Genomic DNA, 22,626 nt, shown 5'->3' on the forward strand with positions numbered 1-22,626 from the left:
AAATCGAATATGTCTTCGAAGCCCTTTTCCCCTACAGTGGATGAGTGTCTATAGCAAATTCCCTCGAGCAGCACGCCCACAACCCGGAGCTGGCCCCCCAGGACCTGTCCCGGCTGATCGTCAAGGGCGCGCGTGAGCACAACCTGCGCAACGTCGACCTGGACCTGCCGCGCGACGCCATGATCGTCTTCACCGGCCTCTCGGGCTCCGGCAAGTCGTCGCTGGCCTTCGACACCATCTTCGCGGAGGGCCAGCGGCGCTACGTCGAGTCCCTGTCCGCGTACGCCCGGCAGTTCCTCGGCCAGGTGGACAAGCCCGACGTCGACTTCATCGAGGGCCTCTCGCCCGCGGTCTCGATCGACCAGAAGTCCACGAGCAAGAACCCCCGGTCCACCGTGGGCACCATCACGGAGATCTACGACTACATGCGCCTGCTCTGGGCGCGCGTCGGCCGCCCCCACTGCCCGGTCTGCGGCGAGCCCGTCGCGAAGCAGACGCCGCAGCAGATCGTCGACCAGCTCCTCGAGCTCGACGAGGGCACCCGCTTCCAGATCCTCGCGCCCGTCGTCCGCGCCCGGAAGGGCGAGTTCGTCGACCTCTTCCAGGAACTCACGGCCAAGGGCTACTCGCGTGCGCGCGTCGACGGCAAGCTCATCCAGCTCAGCGATCCGCCGAAGCTCGGCAAGCAGTACAAGCACACCATCGAGGTCATCATCGACCGCCTCGTGGTGAAGGGCGGCATCCAGCAGCGCCTGACGGACTCCGTCGAGACGGCCCTGAAGCTCGCCGACGGCCGCGTGCTCGCCGAGTTCGTGGACCTGCCGGAGGACGACGCGAAGCGCCTCCACGCGTTCTCCGAGCACCTCGCCTGCCCCAACGAGCACCCGCTGGCCATCGACGAGGTCGAGCCCCGCTCGTTCTCCTTCAACAACCCCTTCGGTGCCTGCCCGGCCTGCACCGGCATCGGCAGCAAGCTCGAGGTCGACGAGGAGCTGGTGGTCCCCAACCCGGACCTGAGCCTGGCCGAGGGCGCCATCGCCCCGTGGTCGCTCGGGACGGCGACGCTCGAGTACTGGACGCGCCTGCTCGAAGGGCTCGCGTCGGAGCTGAACTTCGACATCACCACCCCCTGGCGGAAGCTCCCCGACCGTGCCCGGGAGGCCGCGCTGTACGGCAAGGACCACAAGGTCGTGGTGCAGTACAAGAACCGCTTCGGGCGGGAACGCAAGTACAGCACCGGCTTCGAGGGTGCCGTGCAGTACATCCAGCGCAAGCACATGGAGACCGAGTCCGACAACGCCCGGGACCGCTACGAGGAGTACATGCGGGAGATCCCGTGCCCCACCTGCGGTGGCGCGCGGCTGAACCCGGCGTCGCTCTCCGTGCTCATCAACGGGCGCTCCATCGCCGAGGTCTCCGCGATGCCCATGCGCGACTGCGCCGAGTTCCTCGACAACCTCGTGCTCACCGGCCGTGAGGCGCAGATCGCCAACCAGGTCCTCAAGGAGATCCAGGCCCGCCTGACCTTCCTGCTCGACGTCGGCCTCGAGTACCTCAACCTCGAGCGGGCCTCGGGGACGCTCTCCGGCGGCGAGGCCCAGCGCATCCGCCTCGCCACGCAGATCGGTTCCGGGCTCGTCGGTGTGCTCTACGTGCTCGACGAGCCGTCCATCGGGCTCCACCAGCGCGACAACCGCCGCCTCATCGAGACGCTGACGCGCCTGCGGAACCTCGGCAACACGCTGATCGTCGTCGAGCACGACGAGGACACCATCGCCGAGGCCGACTGGATCGTGGACATCGGGCCCGGCGCGGGCGAGCACGGCGGCCAGGTGGTGCACTCCGGCCTCCTGGAGGACCTGCTGGCCAACGAGCAGTCCCTGACGGGCGACTACCTCTCGGGGCGCCGCAAGATCGAGATCCCTGCGAAGCGCCGCAAGATCGACCGGTCCCGGCAGCTGAAGGTCGTGGGCGCGCGGGAGCACAACCTCGTGAACGTGGACGCCACGATCCCGCTCGGGGTGCTGACCGCGGTGACCGGCGTGAGCGGCTCCGGCAAGTCGACCCTCGTGAACGACATCCTGTACAAGGTGCTCGCCAACAAGCTGAACGGCGCCAAGCAGGTCGCGGGCCGGCACAAGCGGATCGACGGACTGGAGCACCTGGACAAGGTCATCCACGTCGACCAGAGCCCGATCGGCCGCACCCCCCGGTCGAATCCCGCCACGTACACCGGCGTCTTCGACAACATCCGCAAGCTCTTCGCGGAGACCACGGAGGCCAAGGTCCGCGGCTACCTGCCGGGACGGTTCTCCTTCAACGTCAAGGGCGGACGCTGCGAGGCGTGCTCGGGCGACGGCACCCTGAAGATCGAGATGAACTTCCTGCCGGACGTCTACGTCCCCTGCGAGGTGTGCCACGGGGCCCGGTACAACCGCGAGACCCTCGAGGTGCACTACAAGGGCAAGACCATCGCCGACGTCCTCGACATGCCCATCGAGGAGGGCGCGGAGTTCTTCGCCGCGTTCAGCCCGATCGCACGCCACCTGAACACGCTCGTCGAGGTGGGCCTCGGCTACGTCCGGCTGGGCCAGCCCGCCACCACGCTGTCCGGCGGCGAGGCGCAGCGCGTCAAGCTCGCCAGCGAGCTGCAGAAGCGCTCGAACGGGCGGAGCATCTACGTCCTGGACGAGCCGACCACCGGCCTGCACTTCGAGGACATCCGCAAGCTCCTGCTCGTCCTGCAGGGCCTCGTGGACAAGGGCAACACGGTGATCACCATCGAGCACAACCTCGACGTCATCAAGAGCGCCGACTGGGTCATCGACCTCGGACCCGACGGGGGCTCGGGCGGCGGGCAGATCATCGCGACGGGCACTCCCGAGCAGGTCTCCCGGAACGAGGCGAGCTACACCGGCACGTTCCTGAAGGAGATCTTCGACAAGGCGCAGTAGCCCGCCTCCGCCGACCGGGATATGCCGGGGAGGGCATGCGTGGCGCATGCCCTCCCCGGCTATGGCAAGCTTGCCCGGTGGCAAATATGCATTCGCTGATACTCTTCGACCTCGACGGAACCCTCGTCGACCCGGCAGGAGCCATCACCGACGGCATCAGCGACGCGCTGCGCCGCCACGGCCTGCCCGTGCCGGCGGACGATGCCCTCCAGGCCATGGTGGGCCCGCCGCTCGTCCGGTCGCTGACCTCCCTGGCGGGCGTGCCCGCCGACCGCGTGCAGGAGGTCCTGACCACCTACCGCGCGGGCTACGTGGAGTCCGGCATGGCCCGGAGCCGCCCCTACCCCGGTATCGCCCGCTGCGTCGACGCGCTGGCCGGTCGCGGCGCCGTGGTCGCCGTGGCCACCCAGAAACCCGAATGGCTGGCCGAGGAGCTCCTCGCCGTGCAGGGACTCCGGCACCTCTTCGCCTCCGTGCACGGATCCCCGCGCGACGAGACGGCGGCCACCGGCGGCAAGGCCCCCATCATCCGGGCAGCCCTGGACCGCCACCCCGCCGCGGCCGGCTCCGCGGTCATGGTCGGCGATCGCCGGCACGACGTCGAGGGCGCCACCGCGAACGGCCTGCCGTGCGTCGGCGTCGGGTGGGGCTTCGCCGCACCCGGTGAACTGGAGGACGCCGGGGCCACTACCCTCGTGCAGTCCGCCGACGAGCTGCTGGAGGTGCTCGGTGGGCGTCTATGACCTGACCCGCAGCACCACCCGCGGCCTCATCGCGGGGCTCTGCCGGCCGACCGTTGAGGGGCTGCACAACGTCCCCGCGGACGGCCCGTTCATCGTCGCGGCCAACCACCTCTCCTTCCTCGACAGCGTCCTCGTGCAGGCGCTCATGCCCCGGCCCGTCGCCTTCTTCGCCAAGGCCGAGTACTTCACGGGTACCGGGCTGAAGGGCGCCCTCATGAAGTCCTTCTTCGAGGGGGTGGGGTCCATCCCGGTCGAGCGCGGGCAGCAGGCCGCCAGCGTCCAGGCCCTCAAGACCCTCCTCGACCTCCTGGAACAGGGCGACGGCGTCGGCATCTACCCGGAGGGCACCCGTTCACGCGACGGCAGGCTCTACCGCGGACGGACCGGCGTCGGCTGGCTCGCGCTCACCACCGGCGCTCCCGTGGTGCCGGTGGGGCTCATCGGCACGGATGCGCTGCAGCCCGCGGGCAAGAAGGGTATCCGGCCGCAGCACTTCACCCTGCGGATCGGCCGCCCCCTCGTCTTCGCGAAGACCGGTCCCGGGCATCCGCTGCCCGCGCGGCGGAGCGCGACGGACGCCATCATGGACAGCATCGCGGAGCTCACCGGCCAGGACCGGGTGGCGCACTACAACCAGAGCCCCGCCGCCGAGTAGTCCGGGTCCCGGCGGCGGGCGCCGTCAGCGGTCAGCGGAACCACGCCGCCGCCGTCAGGGCATGTCGCTGCCCGGACCTAGGATTGAGGCGTGGCACATCCAGTGACGTACCGGCCGAAGCCCGGCGAGATCCCGCTCGACCCCGGGGTCTACCGTTTCCGCGACGAGCACGGCCGGGTCATCTACGTCGGCAAGGCCAAGAACCTGCGGTCCCGCCTCAACTCCTACTTCGCGAACCCGCAGGGCCTGCTCGCCAAGACCCGCAGCATGGTCTTCACCGCCGCGAGCGTGGAGTGGACCGTCGTCGGCAGCGAGCTCGAGGCCCTGCAGCTCGAGTACACCTGGATCAAGGAGTTCGATCCGCGGTTCAACATCATGTTCCGCGACGACAAGTCCTACCCGTACCTTGCCGTCACCATGGGGGAGAAGTACCCCCGCGTGCAGGTCATGCGCGGCGACAAGAAGAAGGACACGCGCTACTTCGGCCCGTTCTACCCGGCCAAGGCCATCCGCGAGACCGTGGACACCATGATCCGCGTCTTCCCGGTCCGCACCTGCAGTGCCGGGGTGTTCAAGCGCGCCGAGCGCACGGGCAGGCCCTGCCTCCTCGGCTACATCGACAAGTGCTCCGCACCGTGCGTGGGACGCATCAGCGCGGAGGACCACAAGGCCCTCGCCAGCGACTTCTGCGACTTCATGTCCGGGGAGGCGAAGAAGTTCATCTCCGGGCTCGAGCGGAAGATGGCCGAGGCCGTCCAGGAGCTCGACTACGAATCCGCCGCCCGCCTCCGCGACGACATCGCGGCGCTCCGCCGGGTCTTCGAACGGAACACCGTCGTGCTCAGCGAGGACACCGACGCCGACATCTTCGCGATCAAGGAGGACGAGCTCGAGGCCGCCGCCCAGGTCTTCCACGTCCGCGGCGGGCGCATCCGCGGGCAGCGCGGCTGGGTCGTGGAGAAGGTCGAGGACATGGACACCCCGGAACTCGTGGAGCACCTGCTCCAGCAGGTCTACGGGGAGGGCAGCAGCAGCAACGAGCAGATCCCGCGCGAGGTCCTCGTGCCCGTCCTGCCGAGCAACTCAGACCAGATGCTCGAATGGCTGCGCGGGCTCCGCGGCGCCCGCGTGGACGTGCGCGTGCCGCAGCGCGGCGACAAGGCCACGCTCCTGGGTACCGTCGAGCAGAACGCAGCCGAGGCGCTCCGCCTGCACAAGAGCCGCCGCGCCGGTGACATCACCACCCGGTCCACCGCCCTCCAGGAGCTGCAGGAGGCCCTCGACCTGCCCCAGCCGCTCATGCGCATCGAGTGCTTCGACATCTCGCACGTGCAGGGCACCAACGTCGTGGCCTCCATGGTCGTCGTCGAGGACGGCCTGCCGCGCAAGTCCGAGTACCGCAAGTTCTCCATCACGGGGGACGCCGCACGGGACGACACGGCGTCCATGTACGACGTCATCCACCGCCGGTTCCGCAACTACCTCGCCGGGACGGCGGGCACGGCGCGTGACGCCGCAGTTCCCGATCCCGAGACGGAGCCCGTGGACGACGAGGCGTCGGTCCTCGCGCACCCCGCGGTGGACGAGCCGCTCGACGCGGACGGCGCGCCGCTGAAGGACACCACGACGGCGATCACCCGCAACCGGTTCGCCTACCCGCCCAACCTGGTCGTCGTCGACGGCGGTCCGCCGCAGGTCGCCGCTGCTGCACGCGCCCTGGGGGACCTGGGGATCGACGACGTGTTCGTGATCGGCCTCGCCAAGCGGCTGGAGGAGGTGTGGATCCAGGACAGCGAGTTCCCCGTCATCCTCCCGCGCGCCTCGGAGGGGTTGTTCATGCTGCAGCGCATCCGCGACGAGGCCCACCGCTTCGCCATCACGTTCCACCGCCAGAAGCGCGGCAAGTCGATGACCGCCTCCGCGCTCGACGAGGTCGCCGGGCTGGGCCCCGCCAAGCGCAAGGCCCTGCTCAAGCACTTCGGCTCCGTCAAGAAGATCCGGGCGGCGACCGTCGAGGAGCTCGTCGAAGTCCCCGGGGTGGGACCGGCCCTCGCCGCGACCATCCGCACCTCGCTCGCCGTCGCCCCCGAGGACGCCCCGGCTCCGGCCGTGAACATGGCCACGGGCGAGATCATCGAAGATTAGCTAGGCTGAAGGCGCGGCCACGGGCCGCGGAGACCACCCCAGGGCAGGCCGGGAGACCGGAGGCCCCGTCGAGCCGGAACGGATGCACCACGATGACTGAGGCCACGAGCCTGACTCCGGTCGAACACGCCGAATCCGAGCTGCTGGTGGTGACCGGTATGTCCGGGGCCGGCCGCAGCACGGCCGCCAACGCCCTGGAGGACCACGGCTGGTACGTCGTGGAGAACCTCCCGCCGCAGATGCTCACCACGCTGACCGAGCTCGTCGCCCGGACGCCCGAGACCATCCCCCGGCTCGCCGTGGTCGTCGACGTGCGCGGCAAGGAGCTGTTCCAGGACATCCAGGCCTCCCTCGCGGGTCTCCGCTCGGCCGGCGTGAAGTACCGCGTGCTGTTCCTCGACGCCGACGACGCCGTCCTCGTGCGCCGCTTCGAACAGGGCCGCCGGCCGCACCCCCTGCAGGGCGACGGCCGGATCCTCGACGGGATCGCCGCCGAACGCGAGGTGCTGAAGGAGCTGAAGCATTCCTCGGACGACGTCATCGACACCACCGACCTCAATGTGCACGCCCTGGCCACCAAGGTCACCGAGCTGTTCTCCGACTCGGGGCCGATCGTCCTCCGCCTCAACGTCATGAGCTTCGGCTTCAAGTACGGCCTGCCGGCGGACGCCAACTACGTGGCGGACGTCCGCTTCATCCCCAACCCCCACTGGGTCCCCGTCCTGCGCCCCCAGACGGGACTCGACGCACCGGTGCGCGACTACGTGCTGGGGGCCGAGGGCGCCGGCGAGTTCATCGAACGGTACGTGAACGCCCTGATCCCCGTCCTCGACGGGTACCGCCGCGAGAACAAGCACTACGCCACCATCGCCGTGGGGTGCACGGGCGGCAAGCACCGCTCCGTGGCGGTGACCGAGGAGATCGCACAGCGCCTGGCCCAGCTGCCGGGAGTGCAGGTCGCCGCGCATCACCGCGATCTCGGACGTGAGTAGTGGCACTCTTCTCCGGCCCGCTGCCCCTCGTCCCTCCGTCCGCGCGTCGGCAGGGTGACGGATCGGGCGCCGGACCCTCCGTCGTCGCCCTCGGCGGCGGCCACGGGCTCTCGGCCTCCCTCTCGGCGCTGCGGCTCCTGACGCAGGACCTGACCGCCGTGGTCACGGTCGCCGACGACGGCGGCTCCTCCGGCCGCCTCCGCCACGAGCTCGGGGTGCTCCCGCCCGGTGACCTGCGCATGGCCCTCGCCGCCCTGTGCGACGACACCGACTGGGGCCGCACCTGGCGTGACGTGATGCAGCACCGCTTCAGCTCGCGCCACGGCGTCGAGAGCGCCCTGGACGACCACGCCATGGGCAACCTGCTGATCGTCACGCTGTGGGAGCTGCTGGGGGACCCGGTGGCGGGCCTGCAGTGGGCCGGAGCGCTCCTCGGCGCGCGCGGGCGCGTCCTGCCGATGGCCCGCGTGCCCCTGACCATCGAGGGGGACCTCCTCAGCGAGGTCCAGGGGACCCTGCGCCTGACGACCGTCACCGGCCAGGCGAAGCTCGCCGTCGCGTCCGAGACGGGCAACGTGAGCAGCGTCCGGCTCCTCCCGGCCGCCGCGCCCGCCTGCGCGGACGCACTGGAGGCCATCGAGCTGGCCGACTGGGTGGTCCTCGGTCCCGGCTCCTGGTACACCTCCGTGCTGCCCCACCTGCTGCTCCCCGAACTGCGGGACGCCCTGTGCCGCACCTCCGCCAAACGGTGCCTCACCATGAACCTCAGCAACGACACCAAGGAGACCCAGGGCATGAGCGCCGTGGACCACCTCCAGGTGATCTCCCGGTACGCGCCGGATTTCTCGGTCGACGTCGTGCTCGCCGACCCGTCCGTCATAGCCGACCAGGACGAGTTCGAGCGGGCCGTCGAGGGAATGGGGGGACGCGCCGTCTTCGGTACAGTGGGAGCTTCGACCGGTAAGCCCGTCCACGACCCGCTCCGGCTGGCGACGTCCTACAACGACATGTTTGGGGAGAACTAGGAGTGCATCTGTGGCCCTGACCGCCGACGTCAAAGAGGAACTCTCTCACCTGGACGTGAAGAAGTCCTCGGTCCGCAAGGCCGAGGTGTCCGCGCTCCTGAGGTTCGCCGGGGGCCTCCACATCATCTCGGGCCGGATCGTCATCGAGGCCGAAGTGGACCTCGCCTCGACCGCCCGCCGGCTGCGCGCCGCGATCGCCGAGGTGTACGGCCACAACAGCGAGATCATCGTGGTGACCGGCGGGGGACTGAAGCGCGGCAACCGGTACGTGGTCCGCGTGGTGCGCGACGGCGAATCCCTGGCCCGCCAGACCGGACTCCTCGACAGCCGCGGCCGCCCCGTCCGCGGGCTGCCCTCCGCGGTCGTCAACGGGTCGACGGCGGACGCCGAAGCGGTGTGGCGGGGCGCGTTCCTGGCGCACGGCTCGCTCACCGAACCGGGACGGTCCTCCTCCCTCGAGGTGACCTGCCCCGGACCGGAGTCCGCCCTCGCCCTCGTGGGTGCCGCCCGGCGCCTGGACATCTCCGCGAAGGCGCGCGAGGTCCGCGGCATCGACCGCGTGGTCATCCGCGACGGCGACACCATCGCTGCCCTCCTGACGCGGATGGGCGCCCACGACGCGCTGATGGTGTGGGAGGAACGCCGCATGCGCAAGGAGGTCCGCGCCACGGCCAACCGCCTCGCCAACTTCGACGACGCGAACCTGCGCCGGTCCGCCCAGGCCGCCGTCGCCGCCGGGGCACGCGTGGAGCGCGCCCTCGAGATCCTCGGCGAGAGCGTCCCCGAGCACCTCCGCTACGCCGGGGAGCTGCGCGTCGCGCACAAGCAGGCGAGCCTCGACGAACTCGGCCGGCTCGCCGACCCTCCCATGACGAAGGACGCCATCGCCGGGCGGATCCGCCGGCTGCTCGCGATGGCGGACAAGCGGGCCTCGGACATCGGGATCCCCGGGACGGACGCCAATGTGACCGCGGACATGCTCGACGAGTGAAGAAGTGCATAGGATGGAACAGCAAGCCCGCTTTCGATCGAACGGGCCGCCTGCCCTCCGAACCGCGGGGACGACGGTCCGCGCGGGCACCAGAGATTCCACCTGAGACCACTACCTGGAGGACTACGTGAGCGAATACGTACTGCCGGATCTTGACTACGACTACGCGGCCCTCGAGCCGCACATCTCGGGCCGGATCATGGAGCTCCACCACTCCAAGCACCAGGCCACCTACGTCAAGGGCGCCAACGACGCCCTCGCGCAGCTCGCCGAGGCCCGCGAGAAGGGCGAGTTCGGGACCATCCCGAAGCTCTCCAAGGACCTGGCCTTCCACGTCGGCGGGGTCATCAACCACAGCATCTTCTGGAAGAACATGTCCCCGGAGGGAGGCGACAAGCCCGACGGCGAGCTCGCCGCCGCGCTGGACGACGCCTTCGGCTCCTTCGACGCGTTCCGCGCCCACTTCACCGCGGCCGCGACGTCGCTGCAGGGCTCCGGGTGGGCCGTGCTCGCCTACGAGCCGCTGGGCAAGAACATCGTCATCGAGCAGCTCTACGACCAGCAGGGCAACGTGCCCGTGGGCACCATCCCGCTGCTGATGCTCGACATGTGGGAGCACGCCTTCTACCTGGACTACGTCAACGTCAAGCCCGACTACGTCAAGGCCTGGTGGAACCTCGTGAACTGGGCGGACGTCCAGACCCGGTTCCAGGCCGCACGGACCGGCGCGTCGGTCCTCATCACCCCCGGGACCACCCCCGGGGCCTGATGGCCATCGGCCGTGGACGGGCAGGGCAGGCATCACGGCTCCCCGTCCACGGCAACCGGCGTCACGAGTGCGTGCGGGAACGCCGCGCTGAGTAAGGTGGAGGCCGGGAGGACTCCCGGGCTCCACCCCTGGCGACCATGCTCCGGAAGGAGCCGGCAGGACCCGAAGAATTTCGGCACGAAGGTGTGCCCGGTACCAGATGTATTCGTCGCCGGACTCACCCGTGAGGGTCAGGCAGGCGACACCACCTATGAAGGAGATGGAAACCAGTGACTACCCGTGTTGGAATCAACGGCTTCGGCCGCATCGGTCGCAACTACTTCCGCGCGGCCCTCGAGCAGGGCGCGGACCTCGAGATCGTCGCGGTCAACGACCTCACGAGCCCCGAGGCCCTCGCGCACCTGCTGAAGTACGACTCCGTCACCGGACGCCTGAAGGCCTCCGTGGAGGTCGACGGCGGTGACCTCGTGGTCGACGGCAAGCGTGTGCGCGTCCTCGCCGAGCGCGACCCCGCGAACCTGCCCTGGGCGGACCTCGGCGTCGACATCGTCATCGAGTCCACCGGCTTCTTCACCAAGGCCGCCGACGCCCGGAAGCACATCGACGCCGGCGCCAAGAAGGTCCTGATCTCCGCCCCCGCCTCCGACGAGGACATTACCGTGGTGCTCGGCGTCAACGACGGCGACTACGACCCCGAGAACCACCACATCATCTCCAACGCGTCCTGCACCACCAACTGCCTCGGCCCCCTCGCCAAGGTGCTGAACGACTCCTTCGGGATCGAGCGCGGCCTCATGACCACGGTCCACGCCTACACCGCCGACCAGAACCTGCAGGACGGCCCCCACAAGGACCTCCGCCGTGCACGCGCCGCTGCGATCAACATGGTCCCCACCTCCACGGGTGCGGCGAAGGCGATCGGCCTCGTCCTGCCGGAGCTCAAGGGCAAGCTCGACGGCTACGCCATCCGCGTGCCCGTGCCCACGGGATCCGCGACCGACCTCACCGTCACCGTGGGCCGCGAGGTCACCGTCGACGAGGTCAACGCGGCGTACCGCGCTGCCGCGGCCGACGGCTCCCTCAAGGGCTACCTTTCCTACACCGACGCCCCGATCGTCTCCTCGGACATCGTGACCGACCCGTCGTCGTGCATCTTCGACTCCGGCCTGACCAAGGTCCTCGGCAACCAGGTCAAGGTGGTCGGCTGGTACGACAACGAGTGGGGCTACTCGAACCGCCTGGTGGACCTGACGGAAATCGTCGCCGCCAAGCTGTCCTAGGCGGGACCGCCCGTGGCCTACGCAACGCTCGACGATCTGCTCGCCGAAGGGGTCCGGGGACGCCGCGTCATCGTGCGCTCCGACCTCAACGTGCCCCTCGAGGGTGACGTCCCCTCCCTGCAGGTGACCGACGACGGCCGCGTGCGCGCGTCCCTGCCCGTTCTGCGCAAGCTGAGCGAGGCGGGCGCCGCCGTCATCGTCCTGGCCCACCTCGGCCGGCCGAAGGGTGCGCCCGAGGAGAAGTACTCGCTCAAACCGGCGGTCGACGTGCTCCGTGAGCTCGCCGACTTCCCGGTGACGCTCGCCCCCGACACCACCGGCGAGGGTGCGCGCGCCGCGGCGGCAGCTCTCGCCGACGGCGACGTGCTCGTCGTCGAGAACGTGCGGTTCGACGCACGGGAGACGAGCAAGGACGACGCCGAGCGCGCGGAGTTCGCGCGTGAACTCGCGCAGCTGGCGGGCGACGGCGGCGCCTACGTCGACGACGCCTTCGGTGCGGTGCACCGCCGGCACGCCAGCGTGTACGACATCGCCGCGCTGCTGCCCGCCTACCAGGGCGACCTGGTGCGGGACGAACTCGTGGTCCTCGAGCGGCTCACGAAGGACCCGCAGCGGCCGTTCGTGGTCGTCCTCGGCGGCTCGAAGGTCTCCGACAAGCTCGCCGTGATCGAGAACCTGATCGGCACGGCCGACCGGATCCTGGTGGGCGGCGGCATGGTGTTCACGTTCCTGGCCGCCCAGGGGCACAAGGTCGGCGCGAGCCTGCTCGAGGAGGACCAGATCGGGACGGTCCGCGGCTACCTCGAGCGCGGCCCGCGCGACGGCACGCAGTTCGTGCTGCCCACGGACATCGTGGTCGCGGAGAAGTTCGCGGCCGACGCCGGCCACAGCGTGGTCGCCGCCGACGCGATCGAGGCGGGCACCTACGGCGCCTCGGGCATCGGGCTCGACATCGGACCGGCCACGGGCGAGGACTTCGCGGCGAACATCGCCGAGGCGAGGACGGTGTTCTGGAACGGCCCCATGGGCGTGTTCGAGTTCGACGCCTTCGCCGGCGGCACGCGGGCCGTGGCGCAGGCGCTCACGGACGCGCAGGCGGACGGCGCCCTGACCGTGGTCGGCGGCGGCGACTCCGCCGCGGCCGTGCGCGGCCTCGGCTTCGCCGACGACCGGTTCGGGCACATCTCGACCGGCGGCGGCGCGAGCCTCGAGTACCTCGAGGGCAAGGAGCTGCCCGGGCTGACAGCCCTGGCCCGCGACTAGCGACCCGCAGGACCAGCCGCCCGGCACGGGCGCACAGGAATGGCGGGACCCGCACGGCCGAGGCCGCGCGGGTCCCGCCTTCATGGAACGAACAGATGGAGTAGCACGATGACCACCTCGACCAACGGCGCCTTCGACCGCCGGCCGCTCATCGCGGGCAACTGGAAGATGAACCTGGACCACATGCAGGGCATCACCTTCCTGCAGAAGCTGGCCTGGACCCTCGACGACGCGGGCCACGACTTCTCGCGGGTCGAGGTGTCCGTCTTCCCGCCGTTCACCGACCTCCGGGGCGTCCAGACCCTCGTGAAGGGCGATGACCTGCAGCTCGTCTACGGCGGGCAGGATCTCTCCCCAGAGGACTCCGGCGCGTACACCGGCGACATCTCCGGGCAGTTCCTCGCCAAGCTCGACTGCACCTACGTGCTCGTGGGCCACTCGGAGCGCCGCACCCTCCACGCCGAGTCGGACGACCTGCTGAACCGGAAGGTGCACGCCGCCTACCGGCACGGCCTGGTCCCCGTCCTCTGCGTCGGCGAGGGCCTCGAGGTCCGGCAGGCCGGCGCGCATGTGGCCCACACGCTCGAGCAGGTGCGCCAGGGCGTCGCCGGGCTCACGCCCGAGCAGGCGGCGTCGCTCGTCATCGCGTACGAGCCCGTCTGGGCCATCGGCACGGGCGAGGTCGCCGGCCCGGATGATGCGCAGGAGATGTGTGCCGCCATCCGCGCGGAACTCGGCTCCCTGTTCGACGCCGCGACCGCCGCGGGGACCCGCCTGCTGTACGGCGGCTCGGTCAAGGCGGCCAGCGCCGCGAGCATCCTCAGGGAGCGCGACGTCGACGGCGTCCTCGTCGGCGGTGCGAGCCTCGATGTGTCCGAGTTTGCTAGTATTGTCAGGTTCGAACAGCATCTGGTGACAGACTAGTTCCGTGCGCCGGCCGCTTCAGACAGCGGCTACCGAGCCTTGAAAGGGCCCCGTGGAAATCCTTCGTATCATCCTGCTCGTCCTGCTCGGGATCACCAGCCTCCTGCTGACCCTGCTGATCCTGCTCCACAAGGGGCGTGGCGGCGGCATGTCGGACATGTTCGGCGGCGGCATGACCTCGAGCATGGGCTCCTCGGGTGTGGCGGAGCGGAACCTCAACCGGTTCACCGTGGCCCTCGGACTGGCATGGGGCGTGGTCATCGTGGCCCTCGGCCTCATCCAGCGGTTCGCCGGCGAGTCCTAGGACCCCTCCGGACCTCCGGACGACGAAGCCCCCGTTCCCTTCCGGGAACGGGGGCTTCGTCGTGAACGGGGACCGCCGCATCGGGCGCGGGACGGGTCAGCCCGCCGCCTCGTCGTCGTGGTCGATGAGGCGGCCCGGCAGCTTCTGCGCGGCGTCCTGGTCGATCAGCCACAGGGTCTTCTTCCGGCCCCGGGCCCCGGCGGCGGGTACCTGGACATGGCCTGCTCCGGCGAGTGCGAGACCCACGGCGCCCGCCTTGTCACTGCCGCTGACGGACAGCCACACCTCCTGCGCCGTGGTGATCGCCTCGAGGGTGAGGGAGATCCGCTGCGGCGGAGGCTTCGGCGCGTCGGGCACGCCCACCGTCGTCACGCCTCTGGTGCGGATACCCGCCATCTCGGGGAACAGCGACGCGACGTGCGCGTCCGGTCCGACCCCGAGGAGGAGGATGTCGAAGCAGGGCAGCCGCGGATCCGCCTGGACCGTGTCCGGGTCCGCCGCGAGCTCGGCGCGCGCCGCGGCGGCCAGCTGCTCCGCGTAGTCGGCGGCGGCCGCGTCCTCGTCGGGGAACTCGTCCTTGGACCCGAACTCGTGGATCTTCACCGGGTCGGCGGCGATGCGGTCCAGCAGCGCGGCGCGCGCCTGGACGGCGTTGCGGTCGGGGTCCTCGGCGCGCAGGAACCGCTCGTCACCCCACCAGAAGTGCACGTTCGGCCAGTCGACGGCGGTGTGCGCCGGTGACTCCGCCACGGCCTGCAGGGCGGCGGTGCCGATCGAACCGCCCGTGAGGACCACTGTCGCCGTCCCCCGGTCGCTCTGGATGTCGACCAGGCGGGTGATCAGCCGTGCCGCGACCGACGCCGCGAGCGACGCCTGGGAGGGATGGATACTGACTTTCGGCTCAGCGCTCACTGGTGCGCACACTCCTCAGGTTGGTCCGGGCCAGGCCCTCTGTGATCACTTCTCCGAAGACCTCGTCCGGATCGAGCCGCCGCAGCTCCTCCGCCAGGCAGTCCCGCAGGCCCCGGCGGGGCAGCGAGATGCGCTGGATGGGCTGGTTCGGCTGGTACAGCTCGGCGACGTCCTGGTCGGGGCGGTGGAGCTCGATGTCCCCTCCGCTCCTCGTCAGGCGCACGCGCTTCAGTCCCGTCCCGGCCCGGCCGGCGGCGATGGTGACGGGGGCGTCGAGCGCCTTCGTCAGCCACGCCGCGAGCAGCACGGTGCTGGGGGAGTCGGATGCGCCCTCCACCGTGACCGCCGTGATGGGCTGGTCGCCCTCGAGCTGGTCCAGGACCGCGGCGAGCTGGATGCGCCAGTTGGTCAGGCGCGTCCAGGCGAGATCCGTGTCCCCGGCGGTGTAGGTGCTGCTGATGTTGAACAGCGCCGCCGTCGGATCGGCCTCGTTCGCGGAATCGGTGATCCTGCGGTGCGCGATGCCCCCGATCGAGGTCTTCGACGCCGCCGCCGGGACGCCGTGCGGCCACCAGGCCACGATCGGCGCATCCGGCAGGAGGAGGGCGGAGACGAGCGACTCGTTCTCGTGGGAGAGCTCGCCGGAGCCGCGCAGGACGATGACCTCCGAGGCTCCGGCGTCACCACCGACGCGGATCTGTCCGTCGAGGCGGGTCGGCTCGTCCGCGGACCCCTCGGCGAGGACGATGATGCGGCACGGGTGCTCCCGGCTCGCCTCGTTCGCGGCGTCGATCGCCTCCTCCTCGTAGCCGGAACGGGTGATGACCACGAGCGTCAGCACGCGACCGAGGGCGACGACGCCCCCGCTGTCACGCAGGGACATCAGCTCCTTGGAGACCGTCGACGTGGTGGTGTCGGGCAGGTCCACGATCATGGTCGCCTCCAGGTGCGTCCGTCGGCGGCGAGCAGCGCGTCCGCCGAGGCGGGACCCCAGCTGCCCGGTACGTAGGGTTCGGGCTGGCCGTCGAGGGACGCCCAGTGCTCCTCGAACGGGTCGAGGATCTTCCAGGACAGCTCCACCTCCTGCTGCCGGGGGAAGAGCGGCGGCTCGCCGAGGAGCACGTCGAGGATGAGCCGTTCGTAGGCCTCGGGGCTGGACTCGGTGAACGAGTGGCCGTAGCCGAAGTCCATCGTGACGTCGCGGACCTCGGCCTGGGTGCCCGGCACCTTCGAGCCGAACCGGATGGTCACGCCCTCGTCGGGCTGGACCCGGATGACGACGGCGTTCTGCCCGAAGTCCGCGTCGTCGTGGGAACGGAACAGCAGGTTGGGGGCCCGCTTGAAGACGACGGCGATCTCGGTGACCCGGCGGCCCAGGCGCTTGCCCGCCCGCAGGTAGAACGGCACACCGGCCCAGCGGCGCGTGTTGATGTCGAGCCGGAGCGCGGCGAAGCTCTCCGTCGTGGAGTCGGCGGGGATTCCTTCCTCGTCGAGGAAGCCGTTGACGCGCTCACCGCCCTGCCAGCCGGCCTCGTACTGTCCGCGGGCCGACCTCCCCGCGAGGTCCGCCGGCAGGGAGACGGCCGCGAGGACCTTCTCCTTCTCGGCGCGCAGGTGCTCGGCGTCGAACGAGATGGGCTCCTCCATGGCCGTGAGGGCCAGGAGCTGGAGCAGGTGGTTCTGGATGACGTCGCGGGCCGCGCCGACGCCGTCGTAGTATCCCGCCCTGCTGCCGATCCCGATGTCCTCGGCCATGGTGATCTGCACGTGGTCGACGTAGTTGGCGTTCCACAGCGGCTCGAACAGCTGGTTCGCGAACCGCAGCGCCAGGATGTTCTGGACGGTCTCCTTGCCGAGGTAGTGGTCGATCCTGAACACGGCGTCCGGCGGGAAGACCTCCTCGACGATGCTGTTGAGCTCACGCGCGGAGGCCAGGTCGTGCCCGAACGGCTTCTCGATCACCACGCGGCGCCACTGGCCGTCGTCGGGCTGCGCCAGGCCGTGCTCGGAGAGCTTCTGGCACACCGTCTCGAACGCCTTGGGCGGGATGGAGAGGTAGAACGCGGTGTTGCCGCGGGTGCCCCTGCTCTGGTCGAGCCCGTCGAGGCACTCCCTGAGCTTCTTGAAGGCGTCGTCGTCGTCGAAGTTGCCGGTGACGAAGCGGATGCCCGCCGAGAGCTGCTCCCAGACGGTCTCGTTGAACGGCGTCCGCGCGTACTGCGTGACCGATTCCCGGACCTGCTGCACGAACTCCTCGTCGCTCCAGTCGCGGCGGCCGAAGCCCACGAGGCCGAAGCTCGGGGGCAGGAGCCCCCGGTTGGCGAGATCGTAGATGGCCGGCATGAGCTTCTTCCGGGCGAGGTCGCCCGTCACACCGAACAGGACCAGGGAGGAGGGGCCCGCGATCCGGCTCAGCCGCCGGTCCCGCGGGTCCCTCAGGGGGTTGGCTGCCCTGGCCGTCGTACTGTCGGCCATGCTCACCCGTTCCCGTGCTGCGAGCGGCCCGAGCCGAGGGAGGCGATGACCGCGCGCAGCTGGTCCACGCCGGCCGTGCGGTCCGTGAGGTGGAGGCGGAGGACCGGCCGGCCGTGGTCCGCGAGCACCTGCGCGTCACCGGCGGCCTGCGCGGAGATCAGCTCCCCGAAGGTGAAGGGCCGGTCGGGGATCCCGAGGTCCGTGCTGCTCGCCCCGGTGAGCTGCAGGTACGCACCGATCGGCGAGCCGCCCTTGTGGTACTGGCCGGTGGAGTGCAGGAAGCGCGGTCCCCAGCCGAACGTCACCGGGCGGCCCGTGGCCGCCGCGAGCGGCGAGCGGATCTCCTCGAGGGCTGCCTGGTGGTGGCGGTCGAGGTACGCCTGGACGGAGAGGTAACCGTTCGCGGGGATGGCCGCGAGGAGCGCCTCGAGCGCCTCGGTGACCGTCGTCGACGAACCGAGCAGCCCGGCGTCGCCGCGTACCTCCACGGCGCCGTCGACGAAGGCGGCCGGAGCGGGCTCCGGCTGGGCGTCCAGGAGGCCGCGGGCGGCCTTCTTCGCGGCCTCGACGTCGGGCTGGTCGAACGGGTTGATGCCGAGGAGCCGGCCGGCGACGGCGACGGCGTATTCCCAGACGAACATCTGGCTGCCGAGCGTGCCGCTGACCGTGACGCGCGTGCCGCCGGTCATCTCGTCGCTGGGCGCCTCGTCGAACGGTGCCAGGAGGACGGGCAGGACGTCGTCGGCCACGTCGGCCAGCTCGGGAGCGCCGCTGGCGGCGACGACGGGCAGCAGGCCCGTGCCGAGCTTGCCGGTGGACTCCGCGATGAGCTGCTCGGCCCAGTCGGCGAAACCGGGGAGGCCGGAGCCCGCGTCGGCGAACACGATCTTGTCCCGGAGCGGGGCGGTGCCGCCGAGGACGGCGCCGAGCTGCAGCCCCACGTTGTCGTCGACGTCGTCGCCGAGGAATTCGGCGGCGTCCTCGGCGTCGTCCAGGAGCGCCTCGATGTCCGCGCCGGCGAGCCCGGAGGGGACGAGGCCGAAGGCCGTGAGCGCCGAGTAGCGGCCGCCGACCTCGGGGTTCGCGTTGAACACCTTGCGGTAGCCCGCCGCGCGTGACGCCTCGTCGAGCGGCGACCCCGGATCCGTGACGATCACGATCCGCGAGGCTGCGTCGATCCCGGCGTCGGTGAAGGCCTGCTCGAACAGGCGCCGCTGGGAGTCGGTCTCGACGGTGGAACCGGATTTCGAGGAGACGACGATGGCGGTGCGCTGCAGGTCCTCCTCGAGGGCCGCACGGACCTGCTCCGGGTCGGTCGAGTCGAGGACGACGAGCGGGACGCCGGCCGCCTTCGTGATGACCTCGGGTGCGAGCGAGGAGCCGCCCATCCCGCAGAGCACGATGCGGTCGACACCTTCGGCGAGGAGGTCCGCGCGGAGACCGGCGATGTCCGGTACGAGGGCACGGGAGCCTTCGAAGAGGTCGAGCCAGCCGAGGCGGATCGACGCCTCGGATTCGGCGTCGGCGCCCCAGAGGGTGGGGTCCTTGGCCATGAGGCGGGAGGCGAAGCGTTCCTGGACGAGCGCGGGGACGGCCGACTCGACGGCGGCGAGGGCGTCCCCTGAGGCGGTAAGAGCGAATGAGCCCATGGGAATCAGCCCTTCGCGGCGTCGAGGGCGGTCTGGACGGTCTCGAGGAGCTCCGACCAGCTGGTCACGAACTTGTCGAGGCCCTCGGTCTCGAGCTGACCGACGACCTCGTCGTAGGAGACCCCGACGGCGTCGAGCCGGTTGAGGAGCTCGTTGGATTCGTCGTACGTCCCGGTGACCGTGTCGCCCTCGACGACGCCGTGGTCGGCGGTCGCCAGGAGGGTCTTCTCCGGCATGGTGTTCACGACGTTCGGGGCGACGAGACCCACGACGTAGAGCGTGTCGGGGAGGGTCGGGTCCTTGACGCCCGTCGACGCCCACAGGGGGCGCTGCGGGTTGGCGCCCGCGGATTTCAGGACCTGCCAGCGCTCCGTGGCGAACTGCTCCTCGAAGATCTGGTAGGCGAGGCGTGCGTTGGCGAGCCCGGCCTTGCCCTTGAGCGCGGTGGCCTCGTCGGTGCCGATCGCGTCGAGCCGGGCATCGATCTCGGCGTCGACGCGGGAGACGAAGAAGGACGCGACGGAGGTGATCTTCGACAGGTCGTGGCCGTTCTCCTTCGCCTGCTCGAGGCCGAGCATGAAGGCGTTGATGACGGCGCGGTAGCGCTCGAGGGAGAAGATCAGGGTGACGTTCACGCTGATGCCGGCGGCCAGGGTCTCCGTGATGGCCTCGAGGCCCTCGACGGTGGCGGGGATCTTGATGAGGACGTTGGTGCGCTGCACCTTGGCGTGCAGGCGCTTGGCCTCGGCGATCGTGCCCTGCGTGTCCCGGGACAGGCGCGGGTCCACCTCGATGGAGACGCGGCCGTCGGCGCCGTTGGTGCGCTTGGCCTCCTCCGCGAAGATGTCGCACGCCTGGGCGACGTCGTGGGTGGTGATGTCGAAGACGGCCTGGTCGACGTCGGCGCCCGCCTCGGCCAGCGCGCCGACCTGGGAGGCGTAGGACTCGCCCTTCTTCAGCGCCGCGGCGAAGATGCTCGGGTTGGTCGTGACGCCGACCACGTTCAGGTCCTCGATCAGGTGCTTGAAGGCGCCCGAGTTGATGCGTTCCCGGGAGAGGTCGTCGAGCCAGATGGAAACGCCGGCGGCCGAGAGGTCAGCCGTGGGTGATGCGGTCATGGTGTGCTCCTTTTCCGCTTCCGCGGAATGTGTACTGGACGGATCGAACGGATCGAACGGAGGTTCGGGGCTGCTCCCGGGCCGGCGCGCCGGCCCGGGAGCAGCAGCGGCTACTGCTGGTCGCCGGTCTCGGTGGCGCGCTCACCGGAGGGCATGGCCGCCGTGCCGTTGGGGGCCAGCGGGTCGGCGGAGACGGCCTCGAGGGAGTCCTTGGCGGCCGCCACGACGGCGTCCGCGGTGATGCCGAACTCGCGGTAGAGCGTCTTGTAGTCGGCGGACGCACCGAAGTGCTCCAGGGATACGCTGCGTCCGGCGTCGCCGACGATCCCGTGCCAGCTCTGCGAGACGCCGGCCTCGACGGAGACGCGGGCGCGGAGGGCGCGCGGCAGTACGCTCTCGCGGTAGCCGGCGTCCTGGGCGTTGAACCACTCGAGGCACGGCATGGAGACCACGCGTGCGGCGATGCCCTGGGCTTCGAGCGCCTCGCGTGCCTCGACGGCGAGCTGGACCTCGGAGCCGGTGCCGATCAGGATGACGTCGGGGGAGCCGTTCCTGGCTTCCGCGAGGACGTATCCGCCCCGGGCCACGCCCTCGGCCGAGCCGAAGGTGTCGCCCTCGGCCGCGCCGTCGCCGCGCTCGTACGTCGGGATGTTCTGGCGGGTCAGCACGATACCGGCGGGGTTCTTCGTGTTCTCGAGGATCGTGCGCCAGGCGACGGCCACCTCGTTCGCGTCGCCGGGACGGACGACGTCGAGCCCCGGGACGGTGCGGAGCGAGGAGAGCTGCTCGACCGGCTGGTGCGTGGGCCCGTCCTCGCCGAGTCCGATGGAGTCGTGGGTCCATACGTAGACCGCCGGGACGCCCATGAGGGCGCCGAGGCGCACGGCCGGGCGCTGGTAGTCGCTGAAGATCAGGAAGGTGCCGGAGAAGGCGCGGGTGCTGCTGTGCATGACGATGCCGTTGACGATCGCGGCGGCGGCGTGTTCGCGGATGCCGAAGTGCAGCACACGGCCGTAGGGGCCGCCGGACCATGCCTTGGTCTGCCGGTTCTCGGGGACGAACGACGCCGCGCCCTCGATCGTGGTGTTGTTCGACTCGGCGAGGTCGGCGCTGCCGCCCCACAGTTCGGGGAGTGCGGGGCCGATCGCCGTGAGGACCTTGCCGGACGCGGCACGCGTGGACATGTCCTTGCCCGCCTCGAACGTGGGCAGGCTCGCCTCCCAGCCGTCGGGCAGCCTGCGCTCCTGGATGCGCTCCAGCAGGGCCGCCTCCTCGGCGTGGCCGGCCTTCCAGGAGTCGAAGCCCTCCTGCCAGGCGCTGTGCGCCTCGGCGCCGCGTCCCACCACGCCACGTGCGTGCTCCAGGACCTCGGGGTCGACGTCGAAGTGCTTGTCCGGGTCGAAGCCGAGGGCCTCCTTGAGGGCTGCGACCTCGTCCTTGCCGAGCGCGGACCCGTGGATCTTGCCCGTGTTCTGCTTGTTCGGGGCCGGGTAGCCGATGATGGTGCGCAGCGAGACGATGCTCGGCCGGGAGGTCTCGTTCTTCGCGGCCAGGAGTGCCGTGTAGAGCTCGGCGACGTCCTCGACGTACTCGCCGGTCTTCGTCCAGTCGACACGCTGGGTGTGCCAGCCGTACGCCTCGTAGCGCTTCAGCACGTCCTCGGTGAAGGCGATGTCCGTGTCGTCCTCGATGGAGATGTGGTTCTCGTCGTAGAGCACCACGAGGCTGCCGAGCTGCTGGTGGCCCGCGAGGGAGGACGCCTCGGACGTCACGCCCTCCTGGAGGTCGCCGTCGGAGGCGATGACCCAGATGTTGTGGTCGAAGGGGCTGGTGCCGGCGGGGGCGTCGGGGTCGAACATGCCGCGCTGGCGGCGCTGCCCGTAGGCGAAGCCGACCGCCGTGGACAGGCCCTGGCCGAGGGGTCCCGTGGTGATCTCCACGCCCCGGGTGTGACGGTACTCGGGGTGGCCCGGGGTGAGGGAGCCCCAGGTGCGCAGGGCCTGCAGGTCGGCGATCTCCAGGCCGTAGCCGGAGAGGAACAGCTGGATGTAGAGGGTCAGCGAGGTGTGCCCGGGGGAGAGGACGAAGCGGTCGCGACCGGTCCACTCGGCGTCCGTCGGGTCGTGCCGCATGAGCCGCTGGAACAGGAGATAGGCGGCCGGGGCGAGGCTCATCGCCGTCCCGGGGTGTCCGTTGCCCACCTTCTCGACGGCGTCGGCGGCGAGGACACGCACGGTGTCCACGGCCTTCTGGTCGAGCTCGGTCCAGGTCAATTCCTGCTGTTGGGTCTGCGGCACGTTTCCGGGCCCCTCTCTGTCCGGAACGGCACCCTAGCCGGCGACGGCGTACCTCGAGGCACGCCGTCGGGCTGGCCGTTCACCGTTGAATCATGCGAAGTTCGGCTCCGACCGGGGACAGCACGGAATC

At 70.5% G+C, this 22,626-nt stretch carries 18 protein-coding genes; 12 read left to right on the forward strand and 6 right to left on the reverse strand.

The window, feature by feature from the left end:
- Positions 1 to 44: 44 nt before the first annotated feature.
- From uvrA to secG, 12 genes are all read left to right on the forward strand, one after another.
- Positions 45 to 2,954 (forward strand): excinuclease ABC subunit UvrA, encoded by a 2,910-nt coding sequence (uvrA, locus tag QFZ50_RS05305; RefSeq protein WP_307082599.1) that lies wholly within the window; start codon positions 45 to 47, stop codon positions 2,952 to 2,954.
- Between the two features lie 86 nt (positions 2,955 to 3,040).
- Positions 3,041 to 3,697, forward strand: coding sequence for an HAD hydrolase-like protein (locus tag QFZ50_RS05310; RefSeq protein WP_307082601.1), 657 nt, complete (start codon positions 3,041 to 3,043; stop codon positions 3,695 to 3,697).
- The gene (locus QFZ50_RS05315) at positions 3,684 to 4,352 is read left to right on the forward strand and encodes a lysophospholipid acyltransferase family protein (protein WP_307082603.1); all 669 of its coding nucleotides are present in this window, start codon (positions 3,684 to 3,686) and stop codon (positions 4,350 to 4,352) included. Before QFZ50_RS05310 ends, QFZ50_RS05315 begins: the two co-directional genes overlap by 14 nt.
- 90 nt (positions 4,353 to 4,442) lie before the next feature.
- The gene (gene uvrC / locus QFZ50_RS05320; RefSeq protein WP_307082605.1) at positions 4,443 to 6,497 is read left to right on the forward strand and encodes an excinuclease ABC subunit UvrC; all 2,055 of its coding nucleotides are present in this window, start codon (positions 4,443 to 4,445) and stop codon (positions 6,495 to 6,497) included.
- A 92-nt stretch (positions 6,498 to 6,589) separates the two neighbouring features.
- Entirely contained in the window at positions 6,590 to 7,489 is a 900-nt protein-coding gene (gene rapZ, locus QFZ50_RS05325) for an RNase adapter RapZ (RefSeq protein ID WP_307082606.1), read from the forward strand.
- Entirely contained in the window at positions 7,489 to 8,514 is a 1,026-nt protein-coding gene (locus QFZ50_RS05330) for a gluconeogenesis factor YvcK family protein (RefSeq protein WP_307082608.1), read from the forward strand. Before rapZ ends, QFZ50_RS05330 begins: the two co-directional genes overlap by 1 nt.
- A 10-nt stretch (positions 8,515 to 8,524) precedes the next feature.
- Positions 8,525 to 9,505 carry a DNA-binding protein WhiA gene (whiA, locus tag QFZ50_RS05335; protein WP_307082610.1) on the forward strand — a complete coding sequence of 327 codons (981 nt, stop codon included), beginning with the start codon at positions 8,525 to 8,527 and terminating at the stop codon, positions 9,503 to 9,505.
- Between the two features lie 127 nt (positions 9,506 to 9,632).
- Positions 9,633 to 10,274 (forward strand): superoxide dismutase, encoded by a 642-nt coding sequence (locus tag QFZ50_RS05340; RefSeq protein WP_307082612.1) that lies wholly within the window; start codon positions 9,633 to 9,635, stop codon positions 10,272 to 10,274.
- 269 nt (positions 10,275 to 10,543) lie between these two features.
- The gene (gene gap / locus QFZ50_RS05345) at positions 10,544 to 11,554 is read left to right on the forward strand and encodes a type I glyceraldehyde-3-phosphate dehydrogenase (protein WP_307082614.1); all 1,011 of its coding nucleotides are present in this window, start codon (positions 10,544 to 10,546) and stop codon (positions 11,552 to 11,554) included.
- A gap of 12 nt (positions 11,555 to 11,566) precedes the next feature.
- A complete protein-coding gene (locus QFZ50_RS05350) occupies positions 11,567 to 12,817 on the forward strand; it encodes a phosphoglycerate kinase (RefSeq protein WP_307082615.1) in 1,251 nt (416 codons plus the stop codon).
- A 108-nt stretch (positions 12,818 to 12,925) separates the two neighbouring features.
- The gene (gene tpiA, locus QFZ50_RS05355) at positions 12,926 to 13,741 is read left to right on the forward strand and encodes a triose-phosphate isomerase (protein WP_307082616.1); all 816 of its coding nucleotides are present in this window, start codon (positions 12,926 to 12,928) and stop codon (positions 13,739 to 13,741) included.
- Between the two features lie 52 nt (positions 13,742 to 13,793).
- Positions 13,794 to 14,045, forward strand: coding sequence for a preprotein translocase subunit SecG (gene secG, locus QFZ50_RS05360; protein WP_043445180.1), 252 nt, complete (start codon positions 13,794 to 13,796; stop codon positions 14,043 to 14,045).
- A gap of 96 nt (positions 14,046 to 14,141) precedes the next feature.
- Here secG and pgl read toward each other — a convergent pair whose 3' ends face one another.
- The 6 genes from pgl to tkt form a co-directional block, all read right to left on the reverse strand.
- Positions 14,142 to 14,957: a 6-phosphogluconolactonase gene (gene pgl / locus QFZ50_RS05365; RefSeq protein ID WP_307082619.1), complete on the reverse strand. Its 816-nt coding sequence runs from the start codon at positions 14,955 to 14,957 to the stop codon at positions 14,142 to 14,144.
- Positions 14,947 to 15,891, reverse strand: a complete 945-nt coding sequence (locus QFZ50_RS05370; RefSeq protein WP_307082620.1) for a glucose-6-phosphate dehydrogenase assembly protein OpcA — start codon at positions 15,889 to 15,891, stop codon at positions 14,947 to 14,949. The genes pgl and QFZ50_RS05370 overlap by 11 nt, the downstream gene beginning before the upstream one ends.
- A complete protein-coding gene (gene zwf, locus QFZ50_RS05375) occupies positions 15,888 to 17,432 on the reverse strand; it encodes a glucose-6-phosphate dehydrogenase (protein ID WP_307082623.1) in 1,545 nt (514 codons plus the stop codon). The genes QFZ50_RS05370 and zwf overlap by 4 nt, the downstream gene beginning before the upstream one ends.
- Positions 17,433 to 17,434: 2 nt before the next feature.
- Positions 17,435 to 19,081, reverse strand: coding sequence for a glucose-6-phosphate isomerase (locus QFZ50_RS05380; RefSeq protein ID WP_307082625.1), 1,647 nt, complete (start codon positions 19,079 to 19,081; stop codon positions 17,435 to 17,437).
- A 5-nt stretch (positions 19,082 to 19,086) separates the two neighbouring features.
- Positions 19,087 to 20,199 carry a transaldolase gene (gene tal, locus QFZ50_RS05385; protein WP_307082627.1) on the reverse strand — a complete coding sequence of 371 codons (1,113 nt, stop codon included), beginning with the start codon at positions 20,197 to 20,199 and terminating at the stop codon, positions 19,087 to 19,089.
- 110 nt (positions 20,200 to 20,309) lie between these two features.
- Positions 20,310 to 22,496: a transketolase gene (gene tkt / locus QFZ50_RS05390; protein WP_307082630.1), complete on the reverse strand. Its 2,187-nt coding sequence runs from the start codon at positions 22,494 to 22,496 to the stop codon at positions 20,310 to 20,312.
- Between the last annotated feature and the right edge of the window lie 130 nt (positions 22,497 to 22,626).

The organism is Arthrobacter agilis, assembly GCF_030816075.1.
GTDB lineage: Bacteria > Actinomycetota > Actinomycetes > Actinomycetales > Micrococcaceae > Arthrobacter_D > Arthrobacter_D agilis_E.